The organism is Bradyrhizobium stylosanthis (genome assembly GCF_001641335.1).
Classification (GTDB): Bacteria; Pseudomonadota; Alphaproteobacteria; order Rhizobiales; family Xanthobacteraceae; genus Bradyrhizobium; species Bradyrhizobium stylosanthis.
Genome location: NZ_LVEM01000005.1, coordinates 72,548 through 89,908, shown reverse-complemented (window position 1 = coordinate 89,908; position 17,361 = coordinate 72,548). Strand labels below are relative to the sequence as shown.

Here is a 17,361-nt window from a genome sequence, read left to right as displayed (position 1 = left end):
GTATTCCGGGAAGCGCGCGGCGACCTTGTCGTCGGGCGTGTAGTCCTTCCTCGCGTTCTGCAACAGCTCCTGCCCGGCGAGCTCTTTGGCCTCGACATAGGAGCGCAGGAAGGAATGAAGCCTGTCGCCGACGAGATGGATACCCTTCCGCTACAGGAAGGCCTTCGCTTCCGGTCCGAACGTCACGGTAGATGCGGTTCGAGCCCACCGATCGGAGGCCGTCTGCGCTTGGCGTGCTCCCTCAACGACCGTTCAACCTCGGCCGGAGGACCAGGCTCGTCGCGGCGGGCAGCCACCGTTTCCTTGTAGAACTCGCCCGCGAGAGCGGTGATCTGGAGATGGGAAAGCTCGGTGGGGGGCGTGCCGAAAGGTTGCTGCGCCATTCGCGCTCGAGCCGGAGATTCTCGTCCTGACAGCGGAGGACGGCCTCCTCCCAATCGGTCGTCTCGAGCGAGAACTTGATCTCGGCCGGCATTCCAAAATGCCGAAACTGCTTGGGAACGCGGCGCCTGAACCAATAGAATTTCGAGCGGGGATTTTCCCACGGCTGAATCATGCGAAAACTCACGGTGTACCACTCCTGTGTACCACCGGGATTTTTCGGAAAGCCTCATTTTGTAGGTAAACGCGGAGCTTCAGCTACTTACGCGAGCCAATGGCGGAGAGAGTGGGATTCGAACCCACGGTACGGTTTCCCGCACACACGCTTTCCAAGCGTGCGCCTTAAGCCACTCGGCCATCTCTCCGGAGCGCCCTCTCTTGAAGGGGCGGCGGTGATTTTGCAAGGGATCGCGGGGAAATCCGGTGAATTTTCCGTAAGATATTGTATTTAAACAAGAATATCAGGCGACAAGAGGCGCTACGGAACCGCCGTTGGGCTGAACCGGAGGTGGCTTTGGCGCGACGATTCACATGAGAACCGCAAACACGTCCGGGGCTGCCATGACCATCCGTAACACCATCGCCTTGCTGAGCCTGATTTCGGCCCTCGGCTCCGCACTTGCCGCACCGGCCATGGCTCAAGTCTGCACCCGGCAGGGCGTCGACGTCAGCTGCGACGACGGACGACGCGGGGTGCTGTCGGGCGATGCCATCCTCTGGCCTGACGGGACGCGCTCCAGCTCAACGCCGCACCAGAGCGTGATCATCGGCAACAAGAGCTCGATCCATGTCGGGCCCGGCGTGTTCGTCGGCCAGGGCAAGGGCATGGTGCCGATGGACGATCCCAACGCGCCGAACAAGCGGCAATGCGCGATTCTCGAGGGCGTGTCGTATTGCTATTGAGGGCGCTCACTCAACCCAACGCCGTCATGCCCGGGCTTGTCCCGGGCATCCACGTTCTTGGCGCCGATAGATAAGACGTGGATGGCCGGGACAAGCCCGGCCATGACGCCAGCTCTCAAATCAACCGCACGCCCGAGATCGCCGACTTCAGCCAACGCAGGGCCTGCGGGGGCTGGGCTGCGAGCGGCGTGACCGCGGCCTTCTCCGGCCGGCACTTCTCAAGCTCGGCGACGAAATCCGCCGACCATTGCTGGATGGTGTGGCCGCGCAGCTTCTTCATCATCGCATCCCAGCGCATCTTGCGCTCGGTGAGCGGCATCGCGGCTGCAACAGCGATGGCGCGGGCCATGCCATCGATGTCGTGCGGATTGACCAGCAGCGCGGCCTCGAGCTCGTTCGCGGCGCCGGCGAATTTCGACAGCACCAGCACGCCGGGATCGGCCGGATTCTGCGCGGCGACATATTCCTTGGCGACGAGGTTCATGCCGTCATGCAGCGGCGTCACCACGCCGATCTGCGCAGTACGATAGAGGCCCGCGAGCACGGCCTGGCTAAAGCCCTTGTTGAGATAGCGGATCGGCGTCCAGTCCACCTCGCCGTGGCGGCCGTTGACGTCGGTGACCAGGCGCGCGACCTCGTTCTGGAGATTGCCATAGGCCTCGATCGCGCCGCGCGAGGGATTGGCGATCTGAAGCAGCGAGATGCTGCGCGAAAACTGCGGCTGCTCGGTCCAGAGCCGGTCGAACGCGCTGATGCGGTTGACGAGACCCTTGGAATAGTCGAGCCGGTCGACGCCGATCGCAAGCCGTTCGCCGTTGAGGCTGCGGCGCAGCCGGGAGACGTCCGGATGCGAAGCGGACTTCGCGGCATAGGCTGCGAATTTCTCCGCATCGATCCCGATGGGGAAGACTTCACAGCGCGTGCGGCCATGCTGCGAGATCGCAACGCCGTCCTCGATGGTGAGCCCGAGCTCGCCGCCGACATAGGACAGGAAATTCTGGCGATCTTCCTCGGTCTGGAAGCCGAGCAGATCGTAGGCGAGCATCGCCGTGATCAGCTCGCGATGATTGGGCACGCCCTGCATCACCGCGGCCACCGGCCACGGCGTATGCAGGAAGAAGCCGATCGGATCATCGACGCCGAGGTCGCGCAGCTCCGCACCGAGCGCGAGGAAATGATAATCCTGCACCCAGAACGCGGTCCGCGCCTTGCGGAAGCGCATCAGGGCGCGCGCCATGAAGGCGTTGACCTCGCGATAGCTGACATAGTCTTCGCGCGAGACGCGGATCAGATCGCTGCGCGAATGCAGCGCCGGCCACAACGCCGAATTGGCAAAGCCTTCGTAATAGCCGCCATAATGCGCCGCCGGCAGATCCAGCGTCGCGATCGCGCCGGAACCCAGCGCCTCGATCTCGGCAAACGGTTCCTTCTGATGACCGCCACGAACACGGCCCGAGGAACCCACCCAGATGGCACCGGAATGCTCGACGACGGGAAGCAATGCGGCAGCGAGACCGCCCGTCATGGGCTCGTTGGGCTTGCCGCGGGCAACACGATTTGAAACGACAACCAAGTTCACAGGTCGTCCCCTCCTGTTCATTCCACCCCGTTTAACTGCCGTTCATCAATATGGTTCCTGTCATCATTTCTTCGGATTGAAACCAAAATCGGGCGTGCGCGTTGGAACTGGTTTCCCTCAAGGGAACCCGCCGATATCGTTCAACAAAGATGGTTTCTGCCGCGCGCCGACGCCTTGGAGCGTGATGCGCCCCGGGCAGTTGCGTCAGCGATAATGTGGCCCGGGCGTGTCGGTGCCTTATTCCAACCTTGTGTCGTCGAGCAGCCGCGCCAGGAACGCGCGCACGTCGGTCGGCGTGTCGAAATGGCCATCGACGCCGATGGCGCGGCGGCCGACCGAGAAGGAGAGACCGTTCATGTCGGGCATGATCGCGAACACGGTTTCGTCCGTGACGTCGTCGCCGATGAAGATCGGCCGACGTCCCCTGAACGGCTCGTGCTTCATCAATTCGCGAACGCCGGTCGCCTTGGTGAAGCCGGAATGCTTGATCTCGCAGACGAACTTTCCGGGCAGCACCTCGATCGGCGCATTGGGCAGATCGGCGCGGATCAGCGAGACGGATTCGTAGATCGCCTTCTCGGCGTGCGGCGCGAGGCGATAATGCAGCGCCAGCGAATAGCCCTTGTCCTCGAGCAGAATGCCGGGGCTGAGCTTTGCGATCGCCGCCAGGCGCCGCTTCAGCTCCTTGTCCATCGGCGGCGCATGCACGTCGTCGGCTTCGTTGCCGAGCGACAGGCGCATTTCCGCGCCGTGACCCGCGACCGCGCGAAACACGTCGGGCGCGAAGATCAGGTCGATGTCGTTGAGCGAGCGTCCGCTGACCATCGCGAGCGCACCCGACGTACGTTCCGTCAGCCGGTTCAGCGTCTCCGAGAGGCCCGGCGGCACCCACACCTCGCGTGGCGTCGGCATCAGGTCGAGCAGCGTGCCGTCGATGTCGAGCAGAATCGCGGTTTCGCCGAGATGCGGAACGAGGGCGTGCGGCACCGGCACCGCATCCGGCTTCTCGTCGTCGTTAAGCGCAACGCGTTCGTCGACCATCGGCATATCAGCCAGTTCCGATTTCATCAGTCTACTCCATATAGGCGAGCGGCCGCGCGATTTGTTCGAGCGGTTTCCGTTCCGCGGAGATGGCATAGCGCCACGCCACGATCGCGGCCGCGATCATCAGGAATGCCCCCAGCAGATAGCCCGCGAACACGCTGGTGCGTGACCCCGTGTCGATCAGCACGCCGAACAGCGCGGGCCCGATCACCCCGCCGATGCCGGTTCCGACCGCGTAGAACACTGCGATCGCGAGGGCCCGCACTTCGAGCGGGAACGTCTCGCTGACGGTGAGATAGGCCGCGCTGGCGGCGGGCGATGCAAAGAAGAATATTACCATCCAGGCGATGGTCTGCCCCTGCGCGCTGAGCGCGCCGATCGTGAACAGATAACCCGACAGCGCCAGCAGCAGGCCGGAGATGCCATAGGTGAACATGATCATGGTGCGCCGCCCGAGCGTGTCGAACAGGCGGCCGAGCAGAAGCGGGCCGAGGAAATTGCCGGCGGCGAACGGCAGCAAGTACCAGCCGACGTGATCGGCGCTGATGCCGTAGAAATCGGTCAGCACCAGCGCGAAGGTGAAGAAGATGGCGTTGTAGAAGAACGCCTGCGCGCTCATCAGCACGAGGCCGACCACCGCGCGCTGGCGATAGGCCGTGAACAGCGTGTGCACGACCTCGCGGATCGGCGTGTGGTCGCGCATCTTCAGCCGGATCTTGGTGAAGCGTCCTTCGCTCGCATCCTGGTCGTGGCCGATCACCGAGCGCTCGATGTCGTCGACGATCGCGTGCGCCTGATCCGGCCGGCCGTGGATCATCAGCCAGCGCGGGCTTTCCGGTATCCACATCCGCATGAACAGCACGACGAGGCCGATGGTCGCGCCAATGAGATAGGCAACGCGCCAGCCGAGGTCGGGGCCGATGAATGCGGGATCGAGCAGCACGATGGCCGCGACCGCGCCCATGGCGGCGCCGATCCAGAAGCTGCCGTTGATGACGAGGTCGGTCCATCCGCGATAGCGCGCCGGCACCAGTTCCTGGATGGTCGAATTGATCGCGGTGTATTCACCGCCGATGCCGGCGCCGGTGAGGAAGCGGAACAGCGCGTAGCTCGCGATGTTCCAGGACAAAGCGGTTGCGGCAGTCGCCGACAGATAGAGTGCGAGCGTGATGAAGAACAGCTTCTTGCGGCCGATGCGGTCGGTGAGCCAGCCGAAGCCGAGCGCGCCGAGTACGGCGCCGGCGAGATAGGCGGAATTGGCGATGCCGAGATCGAGGTTGGAGAAATGCAGCGTCGGACTCTGCTTCAGCGCGCCGGAGAGCGCGCCGGCCAGCGTGACCTCGAGCCCGTCGAGAATCCAGGTGATGCCGAGCGCCGCCACGACGCGGGTGTGAAACCCGCTCCACGGCAGCGCATCGAGACGCGAGGGGATGCTGGTTTCGACGATACGGTCGGTCGCGGCCGCCGAGACCGCAGGTCCATAATTCAGCGCTGGGCTTTGCTGCAATTCCATCGCGTTGTTGCGTTTGATCAATGGAAGCAGCCCCGGTTCATATCATGTGGACTGGGGCGATCCGATCATGGGGGTGCGGCATTCCGCCTGCCACCTGCGACAACGTCTGCGGCAGAGGCAGGTTCCCTTTGGAACGGCGCCGAATGCGGCCCGTTTCCGATGGAGCCGCAAGGAGTTGACGCATGGCTCATGTCAGAAAGACGACACATTCGCGGAAGACTGCCGCAGGCAGGAAGACCAGCGCGAGGCGCAGCACCGCGCGCAAGAGCACGAAGCGCGCCGCACCGAGGCGCTGGTCACAGCGCGTGACCAAAGAGAGCGATGCGCTCGATCTCAAGCAAGGCGTGTTCAAGCTGACCAGCGCGAAGAAGATCGCGGCGTCGCTGAAGCGCTCGGCCGAGCACAGCGCGCGCCGCAAGACCGGCGCCTACCGCTCGGCGCTGTCGATGCTGACTTTCTACATCAACCGCGCCGGCAAGACGCTGCCGAAGACGCAGCGCACCCGGCTGGAGCGCGCGAAGGTCGAGCTGAAGCGGGCGTTCGGAAGGGAGTGAAGTTCAGAAGCCGATCCGCATTCCGCTGTCGTCCCGGCGAAGGCCGGGACCCATAACCCCGGGGAGAGGTTATAGCGCGAGCTGACAACTCCGAGTCTTCGCCAAACCCAATCCTGTGGGTATGGGTCCCGGCCCCCGTGCGCAATTGCGCACTAGGCCGGGACGACGGTGGATGGCGGAGCTATAGCAAGGACTTCAGGCGCAGCGACCTCTACGCCGCGCGGATGTTCGCCATGAAGCGGTCGAGCTCGGCGCGGAGGCGGGTGCTTTCGGACGACAGCGACTTCGCCGAATTCAGCACCTCCTCCGAAGCCGAGCCGGTCTCCGCGGCGCCCCGGTTGACCTGGCCGATGTCGGTAGCCGCGGTCTGGGTGCCCTGCGCCACGGTCTGGACGCTGCGGGCAATCTCCTGGGTTGCCGCGCCCTGCTGCTCGACGGCGCTCGCGATCGAGGTCGAGATCGACGAGATCTGGCCGATGGTCGCGCCGATCTCCTTGATCGCGGCAACCGATTCGGCGGTCGCGCCCTGCATGCCCGCGATGTGCGAGGAAATCTCATCCGTCGCCTTCGCGGTCTGGCTCGCCAGCGATTTCACCTCGCTCGCGACCACCGCAAAGCCGCGGCCGGCTTCACCGGCGCGCGCCGCTTCGATGGTGGCGTTGAGCGCCAGCAAATTGGTCTGCTCGGCGATTGCCGTGATCAGCTTGACGACCTCGCCAATCTGCTGGGCGGCGTGCGAGAGTTTTCCGATCCGGCCGTCGGTCTCCTTGGCCTGTCCCACGGCGGCTTCGGCGATGCGGCTGGAATCGCGCACCTGGCGGCCGATCTCCTCGACCGAGGCCGAGAGCTCTTCGGTCGCGGTTGCGACCGACTGCATGTTGGAGGACGCCTGCTCGGAGACGCCGGCAACCTGGCTCGACAGGCTCTGCGTGGTCTCGGCGGTCCGGGTCAGCGTGGACGCCGCCGATTCGAGCTGCACGGCCGAAGAAGAGACGTTGGAGACGATGGCGCCAACCGCGCTCTCGAAATCGTCGGCAAAACGAATCAGCTCGGCGCGGCGGCTGGCCGCCTGCTCCCGGTTCTGCACTTCGCTCGCCGCGGCGTCGCGCTCGGCCTTGGCCACCGCCTGAACCTTGAACTCCTCGACGGCGCCGGCCATCTCGCCGATCTCGTCCTTGCGGCCGAGGCCGGGCAGCACGACGTCGAAATTGCCCGAAGCGAGCTCGCGCATCGCCTTGCACATCGCGATCATCGGCCGCGAGATGCCGTTGCCGAGCATCAGCGCCAGCGCGGCGCCGACGGCAAGGCCGCCCAGCGCCATCATCAGCATCAGCTGCTCGGTCTCGCCGATCGTGGCGTTCGCGCTCGCCTCGATGCGCTGCTGATCGGCCGTCAGGTCCGAGCGCAGATCGGCCGAGAGCTTGAGGATCGAGGCGGCCGATTTGGTCATGTCGCCGTTCGACTTGACGATGATCTTCACGTTCTCGGTCAGCTTCGAGAACGAGGTGCGGTACTGCTTCAGGAGATTGCCGATCTCGGTGACGCGATCGGTGATTTTCTGGTCGTTGGCATAGATCGAGACCAGCAGGGTCTCCAGGAACTTGATGCGCGCGATCACGCCGTCGGCGGTCTTCGGCTCGGGCTTGGCGACGAAGGCGCTGACCGAGGTGGAGACCGCGAGATATTGCGAGGTGACGTCCTTGGCCGTGGTCTGGACCGAGGAGAGGCCGGCGAGCGCCGCGGTGTCGGCGAGGTCGTCGAACTTGAAGCGGATCTTGTTGCCGACGCTGTTGAGCTCGTCGGCCGCGATCTTGTTGTTCTCGCGGGTCAGGGTGATGATCTCACCGAACACCTTGGTGAAGCGCTGAAACTCGGCCTCGAGCTTGCCGACCTGCTCGCGGCGGGCGGCGCCGGTCGTGGCGGCCATGGACTTCCCGATCGCACTCCGCAAATTCTCTTCCGCCGCCTTGGCCGCGGTCTCGTCATCGGCCGCGCCGGTCAGGGTATAGGCCCGCGCCAGCCCCTGATAGGCGATCAGGTCGCGATCGACGGTCCGGGCGAGGTCGGCTTCCGCCACGCTGGTGCGGTAGGCAGTCACGGCGCCCTGGATCCGCTCGAAGCCGAAATAGGCGAAAGCCATGCTGACGGCGAGGATGGCCAGCACCGCCACGAAGCCGAGGATGATTTTTGCGCGAAAACGCAAGGTGAGCAGCTTCGATGTGTTCGGCTTCGACTTGACGGGCATTCCCCACCCCATTCCATTCGCGGAAAACCAGGCGCAGCCCGAGAGCAGCCCGCTCCCCGACTCCCTGGCACGGTACGGCGCAAAGGATAAGCTGTGGTAAATTTGTGGCGCCGCAACTGGCGGTTAGGTGACGCAGGCAGAGGCGCGGCGGATCAAGGGCAGAGCGCGAGCATCAATCTCCGCCGTCGTCCCGGCGAAGGCCGGGACGACGGCGGAGATTGGAGCAAGAGCCAGTCTGCTACGCCGCGCGGATGTTCGCCATGAAGCGATCGAGCTCGGCGCGCAGGCGGGTGCTTTCGGACGACAGCGACTTCGCCGAATTCAGCACCTCTTCCGAGGCCGAGCCGGTCTCGGCGGCGCCGCGGTTGACCTGGCCGATGTCGGTGGCCGCGGTCTGGGTACCCTGCGCCACGGTCTGGACGCTGCGCGCGATCTCCTGGGTTGCCGCGCCCTGCTGCTCGACAGCGCTCGCGATCGAGGTCGAGATCGACGAGATCTGGCCGATGGTCGCGCCGATCTCCTTGATCGCGGCAACCGATTCGGCGGTGGCGCCCTGCATGCCCGCGATGTGCGAGGAAATCTCGTCCGTCGCCTTCGCGGTCTGGCTCGCCAGCGACTTCACTTCGCTCGCAACCACCGCAAAGCCGCGGCCGGCTTCGCCGGCGCGGGCCGCCTCGATGGTGGCGTTGAGCGCCAGCAAATTGGTCTGCTCGGCGATCGCCGTGATCAGCTTGACCACCTCGCCGATCTGCTGGGCGGCATGCGAGAGTTTTCCGATGCGGCCGTCGGTCTCCTTGGCCTGTCCCACGGCGGCTTCGGCGATGCGGCTGGAATCGCGCACCTGGCGGCCGATCTCCTCGACCGAGGCCGAGAGCTCTTCGGTGGCGGTCGCGACCGACTGCATGTTGGAGGACGCCTGCTCGGAGACGCCGGCAACCTGGCTCGACAGGCTCTGCGTGGTCTCGGCGGTACGGGTCAGCGTGGACGCCGCCGATTCGAGCTGCACGGCGGAGGATGAGACGTTGGAGACGATGGCGCCGACCGCGCTCTCGAAATCGTCGGCAAAGCGGATCAGCTCGGCGCGGCGGCCTGCGGCCTGCTCCCGGTTCTGGGCCTCGCTCGCGGCGGCATCGCGCTCGGCCTTGGCCACCGCCTGAACCTTGAACTCCTCGACGGCGCCGGCCATCTCGCCGATCTCGTCCTTGCGGCCGAGGCCGGGCAGCACGACGTCGAAATTGCCCGAAGCCAGCTCGCGCATCGCCTTGCACATCGCGATCATCGGACGCGAGATGCCGGTGCCGAGCAGGAAGGCGAGAACCGCACCCAGCAGCGTGCCGCCGACGGCCAGCATCAGCACCAATTGCTCGGTCTTGCCGATGGTCGCTTCGGATTCCAAATCCAGCCGCTGCTGCTCGGCGACGAGATCCGCCTTCATGGTGGTCGCGCCCTGGAGGATGGCTCCTGCCGAACCGCTCATCTCCGTGACGAGCTCATCCACCAGCTTGGCGTTGGCGATCAGCTTCTCCAGCGCTTCGCGATAGGCGGTCAGAATGGTCTTGGCGTCCTTCAGGCCGGCGACGATCTTTTCGTCCATGGAATAGACCGCGCCGAGCGAGTTCTCGACGAATTTCAGCCGCGCCAGCGCGCTGGTGGCGATCGACTGGTCGGACGTCAGTACGAAATTGGTGGCCGCGGCGCTCGCCGTCTGGAACTGGGCGTTGACCTGCTTGGTACCGAACTCGATCGACTGCGCCTCGGAATCGGAGGCGTTGTTGCCGATGTCGTCGAGCTTGTATTTCAGCAGATTGGCCTGGCGCGTCAGCTGGTTCTGCACCAGCAGGGCGCTGTCACGCTTGGCCTGGAGAACCTTTGCGAAGGTCGCGGAGAAGTTGGAGAACTCCTTGGCGAGCTTGTTAAGGCCCTCCTGCCGCGCCGGCTTCTTGGCGCTCTTGACGGCCTGGTCGATGGCGCTCTTCAGGCTGGCCTCGGCGTCGAGCGCCGCCTTGGCGTCATCTTCCTTGCCGGTGGTGACGAAATATTTGACGGCCGAACGGTAGGCGAGCAGCTCGCGGTCGATGTTGCGCGCGAGGTCGGCCTCGGTGACGCTGGTGCGGTAGGACCCGACCCCTGCCGAGACCCGCTCGAAGCCGAAATAGGCGAAAGCCATGCTGCCGGCGGAGATCACCAGCACCGCGGCGAAGCCCAGGATGATCTTTGCACGGAACCGGAGGGTCGGAATCAGATTACGCTTCGACGGCGACGTGACACGCCCGGACATTCCCAACCCCCATTTATTCTCTTCAGCCGCGATCCGGAGGCGCCCCGCCCCCTGATCTGGATGCGCAAAACTAAGGCAGATTCGATAAGGGGCGGTAAATTTGGCACGGCCGACCATGCTGGGGTGGGCTCGGCCAACGGCCGATCCGCAAGACCGATGATGGCTGGCATCCCACGGCGGCCCGACCGCTCCCCGTCCGGCTCGGCCGCCGCAGCGGCAAATCAACCGCAGGCCATCTGAATCAATGACTTTTCCATGACGCGGGCGTCCAAAATCCTAGTTGCAAAGTTCCGGGTCGCTGTCTCTAATTAGAAACAATCAAAATCATCCCGGGAGGACGACACCGTGTCTACAGTCAAACTGACAGTGAACGGCAAGGCCGTTGCTGTCGACGTCGAGGACCGCACTCTGCTGGTCCATCTGCTGCGCGATCACCTCAACCTCACCGGAACCCATGTCGGCTGCGACACCAGCCAGTGCGGCGCCTGCGTCGTCCACATGGACGGCAAGGCGGTGAAATCCTGCACCATGCTGGCCGGCCAGGCCGACGGCGCCAACGTCACCACCATCGAGGGCATTGCCAAGGGCGACGAGCTGCACCCGATGCAGGCCGCCTTCCGCGACAATCACGGCCTGCAGTGCGGCTATTGCACCCCGGGCATGATCATGTCGGCGATCGACATCGTGCAGCGACATGGTGGCCAGCTCGACGAGACCACGGTCCGTCATGAGCTCGAAGGCAATATCTGCCGCTGCACCGGCTACCACAACATCGTCAAGGCCGTGCTGGATGCAGCCGGACGCATGAAGGTCTCGCAGGCGGCCGAGTAAGCGGCTCGCCTCGAAAGAACAACCACCGCCGCAGCCGTCGATGGACAGCGCGGTCAAAGAAATTTCCGGTCGGGAGGACCAGACATGGGTGTTGAAGGCATCGGCGCGCGCGTCGTGCGCAAGGAAGACAAGCGTTTCATTACCGGCAAGGGCCGCTACGTCGACGATATCAAATTGACGGGCATGACCCATGCTCATTTCATCCGCAGCCCGCACGCGCACGCCAAGGTCAAGAAGATCGATTCGTCCGCCGCGCTGAAGATGCCGGGCGTGGTCGCGGTGCTCACGGGACAGCAGCTGGTCGACGACAAGGTCGGCAATCTCATCTGCGGCTGGGCCATCACCTCCAAGGACGGCAGTCCGATGAAGATGGGCGCATGGCCGGCAATGGCGCCGGAAACGGTGCGCTTCGTCGGCCAGGCCGTCGCGGTCGTGATCGCCGACAGCAAGAATCTGGCGCGTGACGCGGCCGAAGCCGTGGTCGTGGACTATGAAGAGCTTCCGGCCGTCGCCGACATGCAATCGGCCATCAAGGCCGGCGCGCCGCAGCTCCACCCCGAGGCTCCCGGCAACCAGGTCTATGACTGGGTGATCGGCGACGACGGCGCGGTGAGCGCCGCCTTCTCGAAGGCCGCCAACGTGGTGAAGCTCGACGTCACCAACAACCGCCTCGCCCCCAACGCGATGGAGCCGCGCGCGGCGATCGCCGACTATGACGCAGCCGAAGAGCATTTCACTCTTTATACGACGTCACAGAACCCGCACGTCGCTCGCCTGGTGCTGTCGGCGTTCTACAACATCGCGCCCGAGCACAAGCTGCGCGTGATCGCCCCCGACGTCGGCGGCGGCTTCGGCTCCAAGATCTTCATCTATCCCGAGGAGATGGTGGCGCTGTGGGCTTCCAAGAAGGTCGGTCGTCCCGTGAAATGGACCGGCGACCGCACCGAGGCCTTCCTCACCGACGCGCATGGCCGCGACCATGTCACCCATGCCGAGATGGCGTTCGACGCCAACAACAAGATCATCGGCCTGAAGGTGAAGACCTACGCCAATTTCGGCGCCTACATGTCGCTGTTCTCGTCATCGGTGCCGACCTATCTCTACGCGACGCTGCTGTCGGGCCAGTACAACATCCCGGCGATCCATGCCGAGGTGATCGGCGTCTACACCAACACGACGCCGGTCGACGCCTATCGCGGCGCGGGCCGCCCCGAGGCGAGCTATCTGATCGAGCGGCTGATGGAGACGGCGGCGCGCCAGCTCAAGGTCGATCCGGCCGCGCTGCGCCGGACCAACTTCATCACCCAGTTCCCGCACCAGACGCCGGTGATCATGGCCTATGACACCGGCGACTTTAACGCCTCGCTCGACGCCGCGATGAAGGCGATCGACTATGCCGGCTTTGCGAACCGCAAGGCGCAGGCGAAATCGCAAGGCAAGCTGCGCGGCATCGGCGTCTCCTGCTACATTGAGGCCTGCGGCATCGCGCCGTCGAAGGCGGTCGGCAGCCTCGGCGCCGGCGTCGGCTTGTGGGAGTCGGCAGAGGTACGCGTCAACCCGGTCGGCACCATCGAGATCCTGACGGGCTCGCACAGCCACGGCCAGGGTCACGAGACGACGTTCTGCCAGCTCGTCGCCGATCGCCTGGGCGTTCCCATCAGCCAGGTCTCGATCGTCCATGGCGACACCGACAAGGTGCAGTTCGGCATGGGCACCTACGGCTCGCGCTCCGCGGCCGTTGGTCTCACTGCGATCCTGAAGGCCATGGAGAAGATGGAATCCAAGGCCAAGAAGATCGCCGCGCATGCGCTGGAAGCCTCGGAGGCCGACATCGTCATCGAGAACGGCGAGTTCAAGGTGACGGGCACCGACAAGGCGATCGCCTTCCCGATGGTCGCGCTCGCGGCCTACACCGCGCACAATCTGCCTGACGGGATGGAGCCGGGCCTGAAGGAAAGCGCCTTCTACGACCCCACCAACTTCACCTTCCCGGCCGGCACCTATATCTGCGAGCTCGAGGTCGATCCCGGCACGGGCAAGACCTCCTTCGTCAACTTCGTCGCGGCTGACGATTTCGGCCGGCTGATCAACCCGATGATCGTCGAGGGCCAGGTCCATGGCGGCCTCGTTCAAGGCATCGGGCAGGCACTGCTCGAGCATGCGATCTACGATGCCAACGGCCAGCCGGTCACGGCCTCGTTCATGGACTACGCCATGCCGCGCGCCGACGATGTGCCCTCCTTCAACCTCTCCCACACCACGACGCTGTGCCCGGGAAATCCCCTGGGCATCAAGGGTTGCGGTGAGGCCGGCGCGATCGGCGCCTCCGCGGCCGTGATCAACGCGATCACGGATGCGATCGGCAAGAACAATCTGGAAATGCCCGCAACCCCGGACCGGGTGTGGCGCACGATCAACGCGGCTTAAGAGGGAGGAACGAAGATGTACCAGACCACCTATCATCGCGCCTCCTCGGTCGACGAGGCCGCCAGCCTGTTCGGCAAGAGCAGCGAAGCAAAGTTCCTCGCCGGCGGCCAGACGCTGCTTCCGGTGATGAAGCAGCGGCTCGCCAGTCCCTCCGATGTCATCGACCTCGCCAAGATCAAGGACATGATCGGCGTCGAGGCTTCCGGCGACACGCTGACGATCAAGGCTGCGACGACTCACTACGACGTCGCAACCAGTGACGCCGCCAAGAAGGCGATTCCCGCGCTCGCCTATCTGGCGTCGCTGATCGGCGATCCTGCCGTGCGCTATCGCGGCACGATCGGCGGCTCGATCGCCAACAACGATCCCGCCGCGGACTATCCCGCCGCGCTGCTCGCGCTCGACGCCACCGTGAAGACCAACAAGCGATCGATCGCGGCCGGCGATTTCTTCAAAGGCCTGTTCACGACGGCGCTGGAAGACGGTGAGATCATCACCGCCGTCTCGTTCCCGGTTCCGGCAAAGGCGGGCTATGCCAAGATGCGGCACCCCGCCTCGCGCTTCGCGCTCACCGCCGTGTTCGTCGCGCAGACGAAGTCCGGCGAGATCCGCGTCGCTGCAACCGGGGCGTCGCAGAGCGGCGTGATGCGGGTCGGCGCCATCGAAGCCGCACTGAAGGCGAACTGGTCGCCGTCGGCGATCGACAGCGTCAACATTCCCGCGAGCGGGCTGCTGGCCGACATTCACGGCACGGCGGACTATCGCGCGAACCTCGTCAAGGTGATGGCGCAGCGCGCGGTGGCTGCAGCGGGCTGACTCTTCCGCTCCAGCGCCTCGACACAAATTTTCCGCGGCGCGCACCTCGGTGCGCGCCGTTTTATTTTGCCCATGCGGCATGAAAACCGCTTGCCTCGTTGGCGGGAAGGCGAGAAAAGTTAATCAGCCAATTAACTCGCCCCCAAGAGCAAGGTCAGAGGCGTTTGCCGGATCACCGGCACTTGCCCGCGACCAGAGGAAACAACAACGTGCTCGACAAATCAGCCCCCACCTCGTCCGTTCGCACCTCCGGTCCGCTCTCGGGCTTCCGCATCGTCGAATTCGCCGGCATCGGGCCTGGCCCGTTCGCCTGCATGATGCTGGCCGACATGGGCGCCGACGTCGTCACGCTCGACCGTGTCGGCGCGAAGAAGAGCATGAAGTCGGTGGCGGGCCGCGGCCGCAAGGTCATCGAGCTGGATCTCAAGGACAAGGCGGCGATCGCGGAGGTGCTCGACCTGCTCGCCAACGCCGACGCGCTGGTCGAAGGCTTTCGTCCCGGCGTGATGGAGCGGCTCGGGCTCGGCCCTGACGTCGTGCTCGCGCGCAACCCGAAGCTCGTCTACGGCCGCATGACCGGCTGGGGCCAGGAAGGCCCGCTCGCCAACGCCGCCGGCCACGACATCAACTACATCTCCATCACCGGTGCGCTCGCCGCGATCGGCACGAAGGAAGCGCCGGTGCCGCCGCTCAATCTGGTCGGCGATTTCGGCGGCGGCGCGCTCTATCTCGTGGTCGGCGTGCTCGCAGCGCTGCTTGAGGCGCAGAAGTCCGGCAAGGGACAGGTTGTCGATGCCGCGATGTGCGACGGCGCCGCGTCGCTGATGTCGTTCTTCTTCGACATGACCACGCTCGGCCGCTGGACCGAAGGCCGCGACCGCAATTTCCTCGACGGCGGCGCGCATTTCTACGGCGTCTATGAATGCGCCTGCGGCCATTTCGTCTCGATCGGCTCGATCGAGCCGCAGTTCTACAAGCTGCTGCGCGAGCACGCAGGGCTGACCGACGCCGATTTCGACGCGCAGATGAATCCCAAGGCCTGGCCGGCACTGAAGGAGAAGCTGAAGGCCGTGTTCAAGAGCAAGACGCGCGAGGACTGGTGCAAGATCATGGAAGGCACCGACATCTGCTTCGCGCCGGTGCTGACCATGTCGGAGGCCACGCAACATCCGCACATGGTCGCCCGCAACGTCTTCCTCGAGCGCCACGGCGTCAAGCAGCCCGCGCCGGCGCCGCGTTTTTCGCGGACACCATCAGCGGTGCGCGAGCCCGAAGGCGCCGAGATCGGCGCCGTGACCGCCGCGTGGAAGAGGTAGACACTCCAAACTCCGCTGTCGTCCCGGCGAAGGCCGGGACCCATAACCACAGGGAGTGGTTTGGCTAAGACTCGGCATTCGGTACTCCCGCCTATCACGACCGATAGATCACGCGGTATGGGTCCCGGCCTTCGCCGGGACGACGACGGGGATGGAGATCGCGTAGGGTGGGCAAAGGCGCATAGCGCCGTGCCCACGTTCTCCCCGCGATTCGATGAAGGTGGTGGGCACGCTTCGCTTTGCCCACCCTACGGCAGTGTGCCTGGCGGCTTACGCCGCCGTATCCACCTTCAGCACCCCGCGCCGGATCTGGTCTTCCTCGATCGATTCGAACAGGGCCTTGAAATTGCCCTCGCCAAAGCCGTCGTCGCCCTTGCGCTGGATGAACTCGAAGAAGATCGGGCCGATCGCGTTGGCCGAGAAGATCTGCAGCAGCACCTTGGTCTGGCCGCCGTCGACCACGCCCTCGCCGTCGATCAGGATGCCGTTCCGTTGCAGGCGCGCGACGTCCTCGCCGTGCTTGGGCAGCCGCGAATCGACCTTCTCGAAATAGGTGTCGGGCGGCGGCGGCATGAACGGCAGACCGGCCTCGCGCAGGCCTTCGATGGTGCCGTGGATCTCGCGGCAGCCGCAGGCGATGTGCTGGATGCCCTCGCCGCGATAGACCTTCAGATACTCCTCGATCTGACCGGAATCGCCGGCGTCCTCGTTGATCGGAATCCGGATCTTGCCGTCGGGGCTCGTCAGCGCGCGCGAGAACAGGCCGGAGGCGCGGCCCTCGATGTCGAAGAAACGGATCTGGCGGAAGTTGAACAGCTTTTCGTAGAAGCCTGTCCAGACATCCATGCGGCCGCGATGGACGTTGTGGGTGAGATGGTCGAGATAGAACAGGCCGGCGCCGACCGGCCGCGGATCGCGTGCGCCCAGCCATTCGAACTCGGCATCGTAGGCCGAGCCCTTGGCGCCGTAGCGATCGACGAAATAGAGCAGGCTGCCGCCGATGCCCTTGATCGCGGGCACATCGAGCGTCTTCTGCGCCGATGATGCATCCGCAGGCTCAGCACCGAGCGCGATTGCGCGGTCGTAGGCCGCTTTGGCATCGACGACGCGGAACGCCATCGACGGCGCGCAGGGACCGTGGGCGGCGACGAACTCGTAGCCGTGGGTGCCGGGCTCCTCGTTGACGAGATAGTTGATGTCGCCCTGCCGGTAGACCGTGATCTTCTTGCTCTTGTGGCGCGCGACGGGCGCATAGCCCATCAGCTTGAACAGCGCGTGCAGTTCTTGCGGATTGGGATGGGCGTATTCGACGAACTCGAACCCGTCGGTGCCCATCGGATTGTCGGCGGTGATGGTGGCCGGCGGTGCATCGTGCGGAAACGGACCCATGGTGTTCTCCCAGTTTGCTGCTGGAAGGAACTATCCTTCATAGGACGCGCAAAGAGCGTGCAAACGGGCCGCGTTTTGGCTACGA

13 protein-coding genes and 1 tRNA gene are annotated in these 17,361 nt (G+C 64.9%); 6 read left to right on the top strand and 8 right to left on the bottom strand.

Annotated features, from left to right (window positions below):
- Window positions 1-241: 241 nt before the first annotated feature.
- Window positions 242-556, bottom strand: coding sequence for a DUF6538 domain-containing protein (locus A7X65_RS43925; protein WP_430643781.1), 315 nt, complete (start codon window positions 554-556; stop codon window positions 242-244).
- 100 nt (window positions 557-656) lie between these two features.
- Window positions 657-746, bottom strand: a tRNA-Ser gene (locus A7X65_RS31720).
- A 196-nt stretch (window positions 747-942) separates the two neighbouring features.
- On the opposite strand from A7X65_RS31720, the gene A7X65_RS31715 reads away from it, so the two are divergent.
- The gene (locus tag A7X65_RS31715; RefSeq protein ID WP_063692764.1) at window positions 943-1,284 is read left to right on the top strand and encodes a hypothetical protein; all 342 of its coding nucleotides are present in this window, start codon (window positions 943-945) and stop codon (window positions 1,282-1,284) included.
- Between the two features lie 115 nt (window positions 1,285-1,399).
- Here the strand turns inward: A7X65_RS31715 and A7X65_RS31710 are convergent, their stop codons facing one another.
- The 3 genes from A7X65_RS31710 to A7X65_RS31700 form a co-directional block, all read right to left on the bottom strand.
- Entirely contained in the window at window positions 1,400-2,863 is a 1,464-nt protein-coding gene (locus A7X65_RS31710) for a trehalose-6-phosphate synthase (RefSeq protein WP_063692762.1), read from the bottom strand.
- A gap of 237 nt (window positions 2,864-3,100) precedes the next feature.
- Window positions 3,101-3,931, bottom strand: coding sequence for a trehalose-phosphatase (otsB, locus tag A7X65_RS31705; protein WP_063692760.1), 831 nt, complete (start codon window positions 3,929-3,931; stop codon window positions 3,101-3,103).
- 4 nt (window positions 3,932-3,935) lie between these two features.
- Window positions 3,936-5,420 (bottom strand): MFS transporter, encoded by a 1,485-nt coding sequence (locus tag A7X65_RS31700; protein WP_063693823.1) that lies wholly within the window; start codon window positions 5,418-5,420, stop codon window positions 3,936-3,938.
- A 182-nt stretch (window positions 5,421-5,602) separates the two neighbouring features.
- Between A7X65_RS31700 and A7X65_RS31695 the strand changes: the two genes are divergently transcribed.
- Entirely contained in the window at window positions 5,603-5,974 is a 372-nt protein-coding gene (locus A7X65_RS31695; protein WP_063692758.1) for a DUF3175 domain-containing protein, read from the top strand.
- Between the two features lie 211 nt (window positions 5,975-6,185).
- Here the strand turns inward: A7X65_RS31695 and A7X65_RS31690 are convergent, their stop codons facing one another.
- The gene (locus tag A7X65_RS31690; protein ID WP_063692756.1) at window positions 6,186-8,219 is read right to left on the bottom strand and encodes a methyl-accepting chemotaxis protein; all 2,034 of its coding nucleotides are present in this window, start codon (window positions 8,217-8,219) and stop codon (window positions 6,186-6,188) included.
- Between the two features lie 238 nt (window positions 8,220-8,457).
- A complete protein-coding gene (locus A7X65_RS31685) occupies window positions 8,458-10,497 on the bottom strand; it encodes a methyl-accepting chemotaxis protein (protein WP_063692751.1) in 2,040 nt (679 codons plus the stop codon).
- A 345-nt stretch (window positions 10,498-10,842) separates the two neighbouring features.
- Here A7X65_RS31685 and A7X65_RS31680 point away from each other — a divergent pair, with 345 nt between their 5' ends.
- The 4 genes from A7X65_RS31680 (at window position 10,843) to A7X65_RS31665 (ending at window position 15,887) form a co-directional block, all read left to right on the top strand.
- Window positions 10,843-11,328, top strand: coding sequence for a (2Fe-2S)-binding protein (locus tag A7X65_RS31680; RefSeq protein ID WP_063692749.1), 486 nt, complete (start codon window positions 10,843-10,845; stop codon window positions 11,326-11,328).
- A gap of 84 nt (window positions 11,329-11,412) precedes the next feature.
- Entirely contained in the window at window positions 11,413-13,755 is a 2,343-nt protein-coding gene (locus tag A7X65_RS31675) for a xanthine dehydrogenase family protein molybdopterin-binding subunit (protein WP_063692747.1), read from the top strand.
- A gap of 15 nt (window positions 13,756-13,770) precedes the next feature.
- Window positions 13,771-14,571 carry an FAD binding domain-containing protein gene (locus tag A7X65_RS31670; RefSeq protein WP_063692746.1) on the top strand — a complete coding sequence of 267 codons (801 nt, stop codon included), beginning with the start codon at window positions 13,771-13,773 and terminating at the stop codon, window positions 14,569-14,571.
- A gap of 209 nt (window positions 14,572-14,780) precedes the next feature.
- Window positions 14,781-15,887, top strand: coding sequence for a CaiB/BaiF CoA transferase family protein (locus A7X65_RS31665; RefSeq protein ID WP_063692744.1), 1,107 nt, complete (start codon window positions 14,781-14,783; stop codon window positions 15,885-15,887).
- 270 nt (window positions 15,888-16,157) lie between these two features.
- Here the strand turns inward: A7X65_RS31665 and hppD are convergent, their stop codons facing one another.
- The gene (gene hppD / locus A7X65_RS31660; RefSeq protein ID WP_063692742.1) at window positions 16,158-17,276 is read right to left on the bottom strand and encodes a 4-hydroxyphenylpyruvate dioxygenase; all 1,119 of its coding nucleotides are present in this window, start codon (window positions 17,274-17,276) and stop codon (window positions 16,158-16,160) included.
- Window positions 17,277-17,361: the final 85 nt, after the last annotated feature.

Excerpts from the sequence above, each read along its gene's own strand:
- A7X65_RS43925 (WP_430643781.1), bottom strand. The coding sequence starts at position 556 with ATGATTCAGCCGTGGGAAAATCCCCGCTCGAAATTCTATTGGTTCAGG.
- A7X65_RS31715 (WP_063692764.1), top strand. The coding sequence starts at position 943 with ATGACCATCCGTAACACCATCGCCTTGCTGAGCCTGATTTCGGCCCTC.
- otsB (WP_063692760.1), bottom strand. The coding sequence starts at position 3,931 with ATGAAATCGGAACTGGCTGATATGCCGATGGTCGACGAACGCGTTGCG.
- A7X65_RS31700 (WP_063693823.1), bottom strand. The coding sequence starts at position 5,420 with ATGGAATTGCAGCAAAGCCCAGCGCTGAATTATGGACCTGCGGTCTCG.
- A7X65_RS31695 (WP_063692758.1), top strand. The coding sequence starts at position 5,603 with ATGGCTCATGTCAGAAAGACGACACATTCGCGGAAGACTGCCGCAGGC.
- A7X65_RS31690 (WP_063692756.1), bottom strand. The coding sequence starts at position 8,219 with ATGCCCGTCAAGTCGAAGCCGAACACATCGAAGCTGCTCACCTTGCGT.
- A7X65_RS31685 (WP_063692751.1), bottom strand. The coding sequence starts at position 10,497 with ATGTCCGGGCGTGTCACGTCGCCGTCGAAGCGTAATCTGATTCCGACC.
- A7X65_RS31675 (WP_063692747.1), top strand. The coding sequence starts at position 11,413 with ATGGGTGTTGAAGGCATCGGCGCGCGCGTCGTGCGCAAGGAAGACAAG.
- A7X65_RS31670 (WP_063692746.1), top strand. The coding sequence starts at position 13,771 with ATGTACCAGACCACCTATCATCGCGCCTCCTCGGTCGACGAGGCCGCC.
- hppD (WP_063692742.1), bottom strand. The coding sequence starts at position 17,276 with ATGGGTCCGTTTCCGCACGATGCACCGCCGGCCACCATCACCGCCGAC.